The following is a 13,392-nucleotide window of genomic DNA, read 5'->3' on the forward strand; positions in this document are numbered from 1 at the left end:
TTAGTTATCTGTTAGTCGGCGCTACAATAAGATTTTTAATGAAGGCTGATAATCGTTTTTTTATTTATTTCTGGACAGTTTTAGAATCGCTCTGGACGCTTATTTACGATAACAATGGCTATCCCACCCGCAGTAAATCGCTATATCTCGTTGTATAACGCGGTGAAAGCATATCTCGCTTCATTGCCCACGGTTGTTGTATACCTTGTCCGGCAAAATAGAGTGTTCCTTTACCCTTTTCAGCATTGAGTGTATCCAGAACGGCCATCAGCTTATCGCTGTTATGCCGTGGGGCGTTGTCATCAAACAGATTCAACTGCGCAACGCCAGAACTAAAAAAATCGCCCAGCATGACCCCTGCTTTTTGATAACGCAGCCCCTCCCGCCATATTGCGTCCAGGCTACGTGTGGCCGCCCTTATAATTTCCCGACTATCCTGGGTTGGTGTCAGCAGTTTTATCGATGCGCTGTTACCGTAATACGGTTCATTCAGGGAAAATGGGCTGGTTTTGATAAACGTAGAGATAAACCGGCAGAACTGGTGCTCTCTGCGTAATTTTTCCGCAGCACGTGCAGCATAGGTACAAATAGCCTCTCTCATCGCATTGTAATCCGTGAGTTTTTCACCAAACGATCTTGAACAAATGATCTCCTGCTTAACTGGCGCAAACTCTTCCAACGCCAGGCACGGTTCACCGCGCAATTCCCGCACAGTGCGCTCAAGCACAACGTTGAAATGTTTGCGGATAAAGCGAATATCGGTATCCGCTAGATCGCAGACCGTTTTAATGCCCATAGCGTCCAGTTTTTTACTGATACGGCGTCCGACCCCCCAGACTTCATCAACCGGGAGCGCAGCCATCAGCTTACGCTGACGCTCAATATTCGAGAGATCCACCACCCCGTCAGTCTGTTCCTGCCACTTTTTGGCAGCATGGTTCGCCAGCTTGGCCAGGGTTTTGGTCTGGGCGATACCGACCCCAACCGTGAGGCGCGTTTTCTGTAAAATGGTTTCTCTGATTTCACGACCAAAATCTGTAAGATCCCTGCAGTTTCGCACGCCGGTTAAATCACAAAAGGCTTCATCGATACTGTACATTTCCACGCGCGGAGACAGCTCCTCCAGAATCGACATTACCCTGCTGCTCATATCCGCATACAGCTCGTAGTTCGAACTAAAGCAGAACACGCCGCAGCGCCTGAACAGATCTTTCTGTTTGAAGTATGGTGCTCCCATATTGACGCCAAGCGCCTTCGCTTCCGCGCTGCTGGCAATGACGCAGCCATCATTATTTGAAAGAACAACAACGGGTTTACCTTTCAGGTCCGGTCGGAATGCCGATTCACAACTGGCATAAAACGAATTAACATCCACCAGCGCAAACATAATCAGCCCGCGGATTTAATGATAAATGTCACCACACCAAATATATCCAGTGTGTCCTCGCTGCCGATCATGATCGGCGCGTAGGCGCTGTTCTCTGGCTTCAACATCACCACCGGATGCAATTGCAGGCGCTTAACGGTGAATTCGCCTTCAATAGCAGCAATCACAATGTCTCCGTGGGCCGCTTTTCTGGCACTGTCGACTACCAGCAAGTCGCCAGCACCGATCCCTGCCCCCATCATGGAGTCGCCAGACGATTTAACAAAATAGGTTGCGCTGGGATGCTGCACCAACAGGTCGTTAAGATCGATACGTTTCTCAACGTAATCCTGCGCCGGAGAAGGAAAACCGCAGGGCACGAGATCGCTAAATAGCGGGAATTGTTTGATTTCGCGATGTTCTACTGGCTGGAAAAACAACATAATAATCTGCCTCTCATGTAACTGTATTTATATACAGTAGTTTTAATGAGGACAGTGATCAAGTGACAGACGTGGCGAACTGAGCGTTGTTTAATCATCTTGCCGGTAAGCGTTTATGCTATCTGGAAAAATAATTTTCGGTTTTATTCCACAGAAGAAAGTACAAATTTTCGCGACATGTACTCAGCCGGAATGATAACGACTACGGCGCCCTGAAAGCGCGTATAGTGGCGTACTAAAATCATTAAAACGGACACATTATGACCACCGCAGGGAAAAGTCATCCGCTGGCCATTGGCGGCCTCATCACCTTAACGCTCATCTGGAGCTACAGCTGGATCGCGATGAAACAGGTCACGCACTACATCGGCGCGTTCGACTTCACTGCACTACGCTGTTCTTTTGGAGCATTATTGTTATTCATCGTTCTGTTACTGCGTGGCCGAGGAATGCGCCCGACACCTTTCGGCTATACGTTAGCGATCGCCTTACTACAAACATGCGGCATGGTTGGATTATCACAATGGGCGCTAGTCAGCGGCGGTGCAGGTAAAGTAGCCATACTGAGTTATACCATGCCATTCTGGGTGGTGATTATGGCCGCCATTTTCCTCGGTGAACGCATGCGGCGTTTACAGTATTTCGCCATTGCCGTGGCAGCTGCGGGATTATTGCTGGTTTTACAGCCATGGCAACTGAACTTTGCCTCAATGCAGAGCGCGCTACTGGCGATCCTTTCTGGGATCAGTTGGGGGGCCAGCGCGATTGTCGCCAAGCGAATGTATACCCGCCATCCGAATATCGATCTGTTAGCGCTGACCGCATGGCAGATGCTGTATGCCGCGCTGGTGATGAGCCTGGTGGCCTGGCTGGTTCCACAGCGAGATCCAGACTGGCAACCTGTCGTTTTCTGGGCATTAGCTTATAGCGCCGTGCTGGCGACGGCGCTGGCATGGAGTTTATGGCTGTTTGTGTTGCGTAACTTACCAGCCAGTATTGCCAGCTTAAGTACGCTGGCGGTACCTGTCTGTGGCGTTCTGTTTTCCTGGTGGTTGCTGGGTGAAGAGCCTGGCGTTGTTGAAGGTTGCGGTATTGTGCTGATTGTTGTTGCGCTGGCTATCGTCAGCCTGAAAAAACGCGTCTCCCAGGTTCAAAGCGTACGAAAAGCACCATCCTGCGAAAATTAATCGGCTAAAAAAATGCCCCGCATTTGCGGGGCGTTACCTCAGGAGCGTTTACGCGGCATCATGCGCAATAGCGTATTATCCTTCCAGAAATAGTGATGCATCAGGGCGGCAACGGCATGCAGACCAATAACAAAATAACCCAGGTTTGCCAGCGTCACGTGCCAGGACTTCAGCATATCCACTAAATCAAAGTTAGCCTCTGCCGCATGCGGCATAACGATGCCGAATGCAATCCACGGATTACCCCGGTTGTACATCATCACCAGCCCAATAATAGGCAGCACAATAAACAACAGATAGATAACCAGATGCCCCAGATGCGCCATGCCGGTCATCATTGGCTTTGGTTTTGGCACAATCGGCGGTGCCGGATATTTCAGCCTGACCAGCAGACGCGCCACCATCAGCGTTAATATCGTGATACCACAGGATACGTGCACCATGTTGAATAAGGGACGATAGCTGCGCGGGAAAAATCCGCGAAACTCCATGGCGCTATAGGCCACAATAACTAACAAAAAGACCAGCCAGTGAATACCGATTTGCAGGCCAGAATACTTATTCCCCATAACACTTCCTGAATAAAAACAATAATGCGTCAACATAACGGGCTTTTGTTAAAAATTCATTAACTTTTGTTCACCCATTTTCAGTCGCTTACGCTTAACAGCAAGAACCGCTATTGCCGAGGATGCCTGTCTGGACTAAGCCTGGTAAGGAAAATATGTCGTACCGCCTCATCCTGACAGGAGAAAACCATGAGTAAAATTGGCATTAACGGTTTTGGTCGTATCGGTCGTCTGGTATTGCGTCGGCTACTGGAAGTCAAAAGCAACGTGGAGGTTGTGGCCATTAATGACCTCACCTCGCCCAAAATTCTCGCCTATCTGTTAAAGCACGATTCAAACTACGGCCCGTTTCCCTGGAGCATCGACTTTACCGAAGACGCGCTGATTGTCGACGGTAAAAAAATCGCAGTCTACGCAGAAAAAGAGGCCAAAAATATCCCGTGGAAAACCACTGGCGCTGAGATAATCATCGAATGCACCGGTTTTTATACCTCGACAGAAAAAGCCAACGCACACCTGGATGCAGGGGCCAAAAAAGTGCTGATATCCGCCCCGGCTGGCGACATGAAGACCATTGTCTTTAACGTCAACGACGACACAATGGATGCGAACGATCGGATTATCTCGGTCGCATCGTGCACCACCAACTGCCTGGCACCGATGGCGAAAGCGCTGCACGATAGCTTCGGTATTCAGCTTGGCACTATGACCACCATCCACGCCTACACGGGAACGCAGTCGCTGGTTGATGGTCCACGCGGGAAAGATCTGCGCGCCTCACGGGCAGCAGCAGAGAACATCATTCCCCATACCACTGGTGCCGCCAAGGCCATTGGTCTGGTTATTCCGGCGTTGAGCGGAAAATTAAAAGGCCATGCCCAGCGTGTTCCGGTGAAAACAGGATCTGTCACGGAACTGGTATCGATATTGGGGAAAAAAGTCACTGCTGAAGAGGTCAACAACGCGCTGAAAAAAGCCACGCAAAATAATGAGTCGTTTGGTTATACCGACGAGGAAATCGTCTCGTCAGATGTCATTGGCTCGCATTTCGGTTCGGTATTTGATGCAACACAAACCGAGATTACCGAAGTGGGCGATCTGCAACTGGTAAAAACCGTCGCCTGGTACGATAACGAATACGGTTTTGTCACCCAGCTTATTCGTACGCTGGATAAATTTATCAAGCTCTAATGTTCTGGCGGAGGCCTGCCTCCGCCCTCTTTCATTTCCCGCGAATTCAATACGTTGTGAGTCTCTACCCGTTTTCGATTCACTGACTGTGCTATAGCTAACCTTTGCCACTGAGGGAGCATAGTAATGGAAGCACTGAGTCGTGAAACGTTAGAAAACATGATGGAGCAAGCCGTTGCCCACGCAACCACCGTCTCATTCTGGCCGCAGAGTGAAGCCCCCGGAGCAAAAAACAGCGATGCGGTGTTTACGCCTGAACCCCGACATACAGGAACATCTCAGTATGATCGTGCGGTCACCGGTATTCGTGCCCCGGAAATTACCGTTTATGCCCCCAAAAAACCTAACGGCGTAGGGATCCTTGTTACACCGGGAGGTTCTTACCGTCGCGTGGTGATGGATAAAGAAGGCAGCGTACTGGCACCATTCTTTAACGCCCGCGGTTATACCCTGTTTGTGATGACCTACCGCATGCCGGGTGATGGCCATGAGGAAGGTGCAAACGCGCCGCTGGCCGATGCCCAGCGCGCCATGCGCTACATTCGCGCCAACGCCCATGAATGGAAAATTAACCCTGATCGTATCGGTGTGTTGGGCTTTTCTTCCGGTGGTCACGTGGCCGCCAGCCTGGGAACCCGGTTTGCCGAACCGGTTTATACACCGATTGATAGCATAGACGAGCAACCTGCGCGTCCTGCGTTCATGGCGTTGGTCTACCCGGTGATTACTCTGCGCGAAGACATCGGTCACCCGGGCTCTCGTCTTGAGCTGGTTGGCGCTACGCCAGAAAAGGAAGATCTGCGCCACTATTCTCTGGAAGAGCGAGTGGATAACACGACACCGTCGACATTCCTGCTACACGCCATCGACGATCCGGCGGTGAAAGTAGAAAACAGCCTGGTTTTCTTTAATGCGCTACGTGGGCTGGGCGTTCCGGTCGAAATGCATCTGTTTGAACGCGGTAAGCACGGATTTGGTATTCGCGATGCGCAAGGGTTACCGCTGGCCATCTGGCCGGAAATGATGATGAACTGGATCGCCACCAAAGTGTGAGAATTGCGCCGGGTGGCGTACAGGCTCACCCGGCGAAAAACTTAAGACTGCAAATACACTACCTGTGTTTGCAGGTATTCATTCAGACCGTATTTACCATCTGCCCCGCCAATCCCGGACTTGCGCCAGCCAGCGTGGAAGCCCTGCATCGCCTCGAAGTTTTCGCGATTAATATAGGTTTCGCCAAACTTCAGCCCCTTAATCGCCTTCATTGCCGTATTCAGATTCTGCGTATAGATCGATGAGGTCAGTCCGTAGTCGCTGTCATTGGCCATCGTCAGCGCCTGTTCCAGCGTATCAAATGCCACCACCGGCAGCACCGGACCAAACGTCTCCTCGTGCATAATCGCCATATCCTGGCGCACGTCTAACAGTAACGTCGGCGGATAGTAATAACCTTTACCGGCAACGGCTTTACCACCCAGCACCACACGGGCGCCTTCCTGAACCGCTCGCTCGACTTTTTGCTCTACACGCGCCAGCGCAGCGGCATTAATCAGCGGCCCCATCGCAATGTCATTGCGTTCGGCCGGATTGCCAAACTGCACGGCTTTCATCGCCTCACCCAGACGATTAACGAACTGGTCATAGATACCTTTCTGAACGTATACGCGCTCGGCACAGTTGCATACCTGTCCGGTATTGATCACCCGCGAGTCAACAATAGCCTTCACCGCCAGCTCAAGGTCAGCATCGTCCATCACGATAGCCGGGGCCTTGCCACCCAACTCCAGACAAACTTTGGTGATGTTTTTGGCCGCTGCGGCCATAATTTTCTCACCTGCACCGACGCTACCGGTCATGCTCACCATGGCGACCTTCGGGTTTCCGGCCAGCTCCTGACCGACCGTTTCACCGCGTCCCAGCACCAGGTTAAAGACCCCGCGCGGTAAACCAATGTCATCAACAATTTTGGCAAAGGCGATGGCGTTATTCGGTGTGAATTCACTCGGCTTAACGACAATGGTATTTCCCGTCAGCAAGGCGGGAGCCAGTTTGCGGGCAATCAGGAAAAACGGGAAGTTCCACGGCAGAATGCCCGTCGTCACGCCCAGTGCACGCTTAAACAGCAGGATATTCTCACCCGGACGATCGCTTTGCAGGATCTCGCCTTCATAGCGACGCGCCCACTCCGCCATGTAATCGATATAGTCGGCGGTAAACGCGACTTCAACGTCAGCCAGTTGTTGAATTTTTCCACCTTCCGCCACAATCAACGCGCTGATTTCATCGGCTCGCTGGCGGATACCTGCAGAAATTTTGCGTAACCAGTTTGCCCGTTCAATGGCAGGAAACGCTTCCCATTGCGGCTGAGCGCGATCCGCGGCATCGATCGCTTTACGCGCGTCTTCGGCACGCCCATCGGGAATACGCGAGATAATCTCTTCCGTGGCCGGATTGACGACATCAATCCAGGCGTCATCGTGCCAGGTCACAAACTGCCCATCGATATACATAGGATGTTGTACGGGTACTGACATGCGGCTCTCCTGTGATTGATTTGTTTTTAACAAGTAAAACTATTGTTAATTAATATCAATCATGCATGACGCATTATCGCTGGAGTGGCGGTTCTGTGAACTGCTTCATAAAAGCGTCTGGAAAAGTAAGAATGAAGAGAAAAACCAGGTGGGATTTCTGCCCGTTTGCCGTAAAACGCCGACAAACGGGCAGCAAGAATTACAGAGAACGGCTCTCCAGTAAGTCGGTCAGCGCGGTATCATTTTTTAGCTGCTGCCAGGCTTGCTCGACGTCCTGGGGGATATCGACATGTACGATAAAATCGTGTCCACAGGGCCCGTAGCCGGTTGCATCATCACGCAGGCGCGGAAGTTCACCAGTAATGAGAGAAAGATAGCGTTCTACCAACCACAGACCTTCTGCGGCGGGCACAAAATCCACGCCGTTGTGCTGTTGGGCCAGTTCAGGAATGAAACCAGGGAAACTCAACCAGCGCGGCGCATGCGGTTCATCGCGGGTGACACGCTGAAACGTAGCCATTGTGCGGCGTTGCATCGTGGGATCCTGCACCACTATGACGGTATGAATACTTTCTGCCGCCTGATTCAGTAATGCACAGCTAAACCGGGCATTCTCACCGCAGTTTGTCGACTGATCTTCCACCCAAATTTTCTCACCCGGAATTTGCCAGAACTGGTGAGCAATATCGGCAAGGATCGCCGCTTCCGCGCGTCCGGTAGTACGAATGATGTTATAACGCGGATGCTGGGCAATCGCATCATACAGAAAGCGCGTGGAATGACCGATGCCACCGCTAATCAGCAAGGGAACCTGTTGATCTTTCGCGATCCGACAGGCGGCGTCGATGGTCGGAATAACCGCGTTCCCTGCCAGAATCACGCAATCTGACTGAACGGTGATATTCCCCGTAAAATCATTCTGCGCTAGCCATCGCCCTACGGTATTGATAGCCGCAAGGGTGGTTGCGGAAAGTGTCAGAAACTGACTCATATTGATGACTCCTGGTGTTTATCTTTACCGGGTACAGATGCCGGATGGCGGCTACACCTCATCCGGCCTACGGTCCTGCACCGATTTATCCCGAAATCTGCTCCATCGCCTGCAGAATACGTTTATCGGAGATCGGATACGGCGTACCAAGCTGCTGGGCAAAATAGCTGACGCGCAGCTCTTCTATCATCCAGCGGATCTCTTTGACATCGGCATCTTGACGGCGCGCGGGAGGCAGTTTATTGAACCACTGCTGCCAGGCCTGCTGCACACTGTCCACTTTCAGCATCTGTGCACGGTCACGGTGCGGATCGATAGCCAGTTTTTCCAGACGTTTTTCAATAGCCTGTAAATAACGCAACGTATCGCCCAAGCGTTTGAAACCATTGCCGGTAACAAACCCGCGATACACCAGTCCGCCCATTTGCGATTTGATATCCGCGAGACCCAGCGCCATGGTCATATCCACGCGCCCTTTCAGACGTTTATTGATATTAAACACTGCGGTCAGGATCTGTTCGACCTGCTTCGCAATCTCCACCACCGTATCGTTCAGTTCAGCCCGCACTTTCTCATGCAGCGCGGTAAAGCCTTCTTCAGTCCACACCGGGCCACCGTTGGCGTCAATTAACTGATCCACACCGCAGGAGATACAGTCGTCAATCAAATCCAGAACTTTACCGTATGGGTTAAAGTACAGCCCCAGCTTGGCTTTATTGGGCAGCTTCTCATGCAAATATTTGATTGGCGAAGGAATATTCAGCAGCAACAGGCGGCGTAAACCGCACCACATCGCCTGCTGTTGCTCCAGTGGATTATCAAACAGTTTGATGGCAACGCTGTCACGCTCATCGACCAGCGCCGGCCACGCTTTCACCTTATAGTTACCGCGTTTTTGTTCGTAACTTTCCGGAAGCTGACCGAAGCTCCAGATGTGCAACCCACTCTGTTCGATGCCGTCATCGGCCACCGCAGACAATGTTTCCTGAACTTTACCCTTCAGCGCATCCTTCAAATCTTGCAGCGAACGTCCTTCCTGTAGCTTCTTATTTTTATCATCCACCACCCGGAAGGTGATTTTTAGGTGATCGGGCACCTGATCCCAGTGCCAGTCTTCACGGTCAACGGTAACGCCGGTCATGCGGCGCAGTTCACGCTCCAGCGAGTCCAGCAGCGGCAGTTCCAGCGGTGTGACGCGGCCTAAAAACGCTTCCGCATAGTTCGGCGCGGGCACAAAGTTGCGTCGTACCGGTTTTGGTAACGACTTAATCAGGGCAATCACCAGTTCGCGGCGCAGCCCCGGGATTTGCCATTCAAAACCGCTCTCTTCGATCTGATTAAGCAGCGGGAGTGGAATATGTACGGTCACACCGTCCGCATCGGCTCCAGGTTCGAACTGGTAGCTCAGGCGCAGCTTAAGGTTACCCTGATGCCAGAAGTTCGGATAATCCAGCTTACTGATTTTCTCCGCACCCTCTTTGATAAGCATGCTCTTTTCAAAGTTGAGCAGATCCGGCGTTTCACGGCTGACCTTTTTCCACCAGCTATCAAAGTGACGAGCAGAAACCACGTCATGGCTGATGCGTTGGTCGTAAAACTCAAACAGCGTCTCATCATCGACCAGAATGTCGCGACGGCGTGATTTGTGCTCTAACTCTTCCACTTCAGCCCGTAACTTCAGATTGTCACGGAAAAACGCATGGCGCGTTTGCCAGTCGCCTTCCACCAGCGCATGACGAATGAACAGTTCACGCGACAACGCGGGATCGATCTGGCTGTAATTTACCTTACGGGCCGCAACAATCGGTAAGCCGTAGACAGTGACTTTTTCTGTCGCCATCACAGCACCCTGCGCGCGTTCCCAGTGCGGTTCACTGTATGAACGTTTGATCAGATGCTGGGCTACCGGCTCCACCCATTCGGGATCGATACGCGCGGCAATGCGTCCCCACAGGCGGCTGGTTTCCACCAGCTCCGCGACCATCGTCCACTTCGGCGGTTTTTTGAATAAACCTGAACCCGGGAAGATCGAGAAGCGAGCGTTACGCGCCCCGGTAAACTCCTGCTTATCGGTATCTTTCATCCCGATGTGCGACAGTAAACCTGTCAGCAACGCGACGTGGATCTCCCGATATTCAGCAGGTTCGCTGTTGACCGGAATACCCAGCTCTTTCACCACCTGGCGCAGTTGCGTGTAGATATCCTGCCACTCGCGCACGCGCAGGTAGTTCAGAAAATCAAGTTTGCACTGGCGACGGAACTGGTTTGACGACAGTGCTTTTTGCTGCTCGCCGAGATAGTTCCACAGGTTAACAAATGCAAGAAAATCAGACTCTTTGTCGTGGAAACGGCGATGCTTCTCATCGGATGCCTGCTGCTTGTCCATTGGACGCTCGCGCGGATCCTGAATGGACAGTGCCGAGGTGATGATCATCGCTTCGCGCACACAACCATGTTTTTGTGCTTCCAGCACCATTCGCGCCAGCCGTGGGTCCACCGGAAGTTGCGACAGCTGACGGCCCAACGGCGTTAACTTGTATGCGGTTGCCTGTTCGTCGGTGGTTATCGCCCCCAACTCTTCGAGCAGGCGCACACCGTCCTGAATATTGCGCTTATCCGGCGCTTCAACAAACGGGAACGCCGCTATATCGCCCAGCCCCAACGCGGTCATCTGCAAAATAACGGATGCCAGGTTGGTACGCAGGATCTCCGGGTCGGTAAACTCCGGGCGCGACAGGAAATCGTCTTCGGAATACAGACGAATACAGATCCCTTCCGAAACACGACCGCAGCGACCTTTACGCTGGTTAGCAGAGGCCTGCGACACCGGTTCAATCGGCAAGCGCTGAACTTTGGTGCGGTAACTGTAACGGCTGATACGCGCGGTGCCCGGGTCAATTACGTATTTGATTCCCGGAACGGTCAGCGACGTTTCCGCCACGTTGGTCGCCAGCACGATACGGCGACCGCTGTGCGACTGAAACACGCGGTTCTGTTCGCTGTTTGAAAGACGCGCATACAGCGGTAGCACTTCGGTATGGCGCAAATCCAGCTTATTCAGCGCATCGGCGGTATCGCGAATTTCACGTTCGCCGCTCATGAAGATCAGAATGTCGCCAGGCCCTTCACGCCCCAGTTCATCTACGGCATCAAAAATTGCCTGCAGCTGGTCACGCTCAGTGTCATCTGCATCTTCAACAATTGGACGATAGCGCACTTCCACCGGATACGTTCGGCCGGAGACTTCGATAATCGGCGCGTTATTGAAATGCTTTGAAAAACGTTCAGGATCGATGGTCGCCGAAGTGATGATAATTTTTAGATCCGGGCGACGCGGTAGAAGTTCTTTCAGATAGCCGAGCAGAAAATCGATATTCAGACTGCGTTCATGCGCTTCATCGATGATGATGGTGTCGTACTGCATTAGCAGCCGATCCTGTTGGATTTCTGCCAGCAGGATACCGTCCGTCATCAGCTTGACCATGGTGTTATCACTGACATGATCGCTGAAACGAACCTTATAACCGATACAGCCGCCCGGCTCGGTCTGCAGCTCTTCCGCAATACGGTTCGCCACGGTGCGCGCCGCCAGACGACGCGGCTGGGTATGGCCGATCAGCCCTTTTACCCCGCGCCCCAGTTCCATACATATTTTGGGTAACTGGGTGGTTTTCCCCGAACCGGTCTCACCGGCGACAATCACCACCTGATGGTCGCGGATTGCCTCCAGAATATCCTGTTTTTTCTGGCTGACGGGCAGGTTTTCCGGGTAGCGGATTTCCGGACGCGCAGCTTCACGCAGCACAACTTTACCGGCTGCCAGCTCAATCTCTTTCGCCATCTCCTGGTAAATGGCCTGTTGTGCATCAGGATTTTTAACCTTCTTCACACCGTGCAGGCGGCGGGCAAAACGCTGTCTGTCACGCAGCATCAGTGAGTCCAGCTGTTGCTGCAACATGTTGAAGGTTAATTTTTGTTGTTCTGTCATAGCGTTAAAAGGCAGTGCTCTGCCGGGTTAAATCTCTTTTAGATGATGGGTATAGAGTACCACATCGGCGCTTTTCATGTGTTGTTCAATAATTTCGAACATAGGATTCGATATATTGCGCTATCACTGCGACAGGATTGTGAATAAAGTGTCAACAAGCAACGGGGCACCACCCCTTCAAACACATAAAAGGAAACACCCATGAGCAAGGTATTAGTTCTTAAATCCAGTATTCTGGCAGGGTACTCTCAGTCAGGTCAGTTGTCTGATTATTTTGTTGAACAGTGGCGTGAAAAGCACTCTGCTGATGAAATCACTGTCCGTGACCTGGCTGCAAATCCTGTACCGGTACTGGATGGCGAACTGGTGGGTGCGATGCGCCCGAGCGATACACCGCTGACGCCGCGTCAGCAAGAAGCGCTGGCGCTGTCCGATGAGCTGATTGCTGAGCTGAAAGCGCATGATGTGATTGTTATCGCCGCGCCGATGTACAACTTCAACATCCCAACGCAGCTGAAAAACTACTTTGACCTGATTGCCCGTGCAGGTGTGACTTTCCGTTATACCGAGAAAGGCCCGGAAGGTCTGGTGACAGGTAAACGCGCGGTGGTGCTGACCAGCCGTGGTGGTATTCATAAAGACACACCAACCGACCTGATCACGCCGTACCTGAACGTATTCCTGGGCTTTATCGGCATCACCGACGTGAATGTTGTCTTTGCTGAAGGTATTGCTTACGGTCCGGAAGTGGCGTCTAAAGCACAGTCCGACGCGAAAGCCGCTATCGACAGCGTGGTAGCTGCCTGATAATTCCCCCCTCTCACCATCCGGTGGGAGGGTTTCTCCGACACTTACTTCTTTCCCTGCATCTGTATCTGTTTGCCGTGAATGCGATTAATATCACGCCAGATGGTTGCATAATCCCTGCATTTCGCCAGATTCTCTTCCCAACAATGAAGCAAAAACTGTTCCGGTTCCGCGACATCCCGGCTTAACAGCTTGAATACCCAACGATTCCAGACATACCACTTGAGAAGCCACATGATTTCACCCTACGACGCGACCGGTGTTGGACTATACCAGCATCCATTTTATGCCGTGTGGCAACTATTGCGATGTCGAT

Annotated in this window: 11 protein-coding genes; 4 read left to right on the top strand and 7 right to left on the bottom strand. The window is 52.0% G+C overall.

The genetic code is table 11. The annotated features are described in order from the left end of the window. Positions 1–118: 118 nt before the first annotated feature. Both BZK40_RS02290 and BZK40_RS02295 read right to left on the bottom strand, forming a co-directional pair. Complete coding sequence (locus BZK40_RS02290; RefSeq protein WP_048214134.1) at positions 119–1,387, bottom strand: Y-family DNA polymerase; 1,269 nt, start codon at positions 1,385–1,387, stop codon at positions 119–121. A 2-nt stretch (positions 1,388–1,389) separates the two neighbouring features. Then, complete coding sequence (locus BZK40_RS02295; RefSeq protein WP_032943548.1) at positions 1,390–1,809, bottom strand: translesion error-prone DNA polymerase V autoproteolytic subunit; 420 nt, start codon at positions 1,807–1,809, stop codon at positions 1,390–1,392. A 260-nt stretch (positions 1,810–2,069) separates the two neighbouring features. Here BZK40_RS02295 and BZK40_RS02300 point away from each other — a divergent pair, with 260 nt between their 5' ends. Further along, a complete protein-coding gene (locus BZK40_RS02300) occupies positions 2,070–2,996 on the top strand; it encodes a DMT family transporter (RefSeq protein WP_079934082.1) in 927 nt (308 codons plus the stop codon). Positions 2,997–3,034: 38 nt separating this feature from the next. Here BZK40_RS02300 and cybB read toward each other — a convergent pair whose 3' ends face one another. Continuing rightward, positions 3,035–3,565, bottom strand: coding sequence for a cytochrome b561 (gene cybB, locus BZK40_RS02305; RefSeq protein WP_008784870.1), 531 nt, complete (start codon positions 3,563–3,565; stop codon positions 3,035–3,037). A 189-nt stretch (positions 3,566–3,754) separates the two neighbouring features. Here cybB and gap point away from each other — a divergent pair, with 189 nt between their 5' ends. Next, complete coding sequence (gene gap / locus BZK40_RS02310) at positions 3,755–4,756, top strand: type I glyceraldehyde-3-phosphate dehydrogenase (protein ID WP_008784871.1); 1,002 nt, start codon at positions 3,755–3,757, stop codon at positions 4,754–4,756. Between the two features lie 126 nt (positions 4,757–4,882). Beyond that, positions 4,883–5,809, top strand: a complete 927-nt coding sequence (locus BZK40_RS02315; protein ID WP_079934083.1) for an alpha/beta hydrolase — start codon at positions 4,883–4,885, stop codon at positions 5,807–5,809. Positions 5,810–5,850: 41 nt separating this feature from the next. Here the strand turns inward: BZK40_RS02315 and aldA are convergent, their stop codons facing one another. From aldA to hrpA, 3 genes are all read right to left on the bottom strand, one after another. Next, entirely contained in the window at positions 5,851–7,290 is a 1,440-nt protein-coding gene (aldA, locus tag BZK40_RS02320) for an aldehyde dehydrogenase (RefSeq protein WP_079934084.1), read from the bottom strand. 199 nt (positions 7,291–7,489) lie between these two features. Beyond that, on the bottom strand, positions 7,490–8,281 hold the full coding sequence (locus BZK40_RS02325; RefSeq protein ID WP_079934085.1) for a YdcF family protein: 792 nt from the start codon (positions 8,279–8,281) through the stop codon (positions 7,490–7,492). A gap of 85 nt (positions 8,282–8,366) precedes the next feature. After that, positions 8,367–12,269, bottom strand: a complete 3,903-nt coding sequence (gene hrpA / locus BZK40_RS02330; protein WP_032943558.1) for an ATP-dependent RNA helicase HrpA — start codon at positions 12,267–12,269, stop codon at positions 8,367–8,369. A 201-nt stretch (positions 12,270–12,470) separates the two neighbouring features. Between hrpA and azoR the strand changes: the two genes are divergently transcribed. Next, positions 12,471–13,076 (top strand): FMN-dependent NADH-azoreductase, encoded by a 606-nt coding sequence (azoR, locus tag BZK40_RS02335; protein ID WP_003020341.1) that lies wholly within the window; start codon positions 12,471–12,473, stop codon positions 13,074–13,076. Between the two features lie 44 nt (positions 13,077–13,120). Here azoR and BZK40_RS02340 read toward each other — a convergent pair whose 3' ends face one another. Continuing rightward, positions 13,121–13,312, bottom strand: a complete 192-nt coding sequence (locus BZK40_RS02340; RefSeq protein WP_008784880.1) for a hypothetical protein — start codon at positions 13,310–13,312, stop codon at positions 13,121–13,123. Positions 13,313–13,392: the final 80 nt, after the last annotated feature.

It is taken from the genome of Citrobacter portucalensis (assembly GCF_002042885.1).
GTDB lineage: Bacteria > Pseudomonadota > Gammaproteobacteria > Enterobacterales > Enterobacteriaceae > Citrobacter > Citrobacter portucalensis.

Bases quoted from the DNA above. Each gene is read 5' to 3' on its own strand.
- gap (WP_008784871.1), top strand. From the start codon at position 3,755: ATGAGTAAAATTGGCATTAACGGTTTTGGTCGTATCGGTCGTCTGGTA.
- BZK40_RS02340 (WP_008784880.1), bottom strand. From the start codon at position 13,312: ATGTGGCTTCTCAAGTGGTATGTCTGGAATCGTTGGGTATTCAAGCTG.
- BZK40_RS02315 (WP_079934083.1), top strand. From the start codon at position 4,883: ATGGAAGCACTGAGTCGTGAAACGTTAGAAAACATGATGGAGCAAGCC.
- hrpA (WP_032943558.1), bottom strand. From the start codon at position 12,269: ATGACAGAACAACAAAAATTAACCTTCAACATGTTGCAGCAACAGCTG.
- azoR (WP_003020341.1), top strand. From the start codon at position 12,471: ATGAGCAAGGTATTAGTTCTTAAATCCAGTATTCTGGCAGGGTACTCT.
- BZK40_RS02325 (WP_079934085.1), bottom strand. From the start codon at position 8,281: ATGAGTCAGTTTCTGACACTTTCCGCAACCACCCTTGCGGCTATCAAT.
- cybB (WP_008784870.1), bottom strand. From the start codon at position 3,565: ATGGGGAATAAGTATTCTGGCCTGCAAATCGGTATTCACTGGCTGGTC.
- aldA (WP_079934084.1), bottom strand. From the start codon at position 7,290: ATGTCAGTACCCGTACAACATCCTATGTATATCGATGGGCAGTTTGTG.
- BZK40_RS02295 (WP_032943548.1), bottom strand. From the start codon at position 1,809: ATGTTGTTTTTCCAGCCAGTAGAACATCGCGAAATCAAACAATTCCCG.
- BZK40_RS02290 (WP_048214134.1), bottom strand. From the start codon at position 1,387: ATGTTTGCGCTGGTGGATGTTAATTCGTTTTATGCCAGTTGTGAATCG.
- BZK40_RS02300 (WP_079934082.1), top strand. From the start codon at position 2,070: ATGACCACCGCAGGGAAAAGTCATCCGCTGGCCATTGGCGGCCTCATC.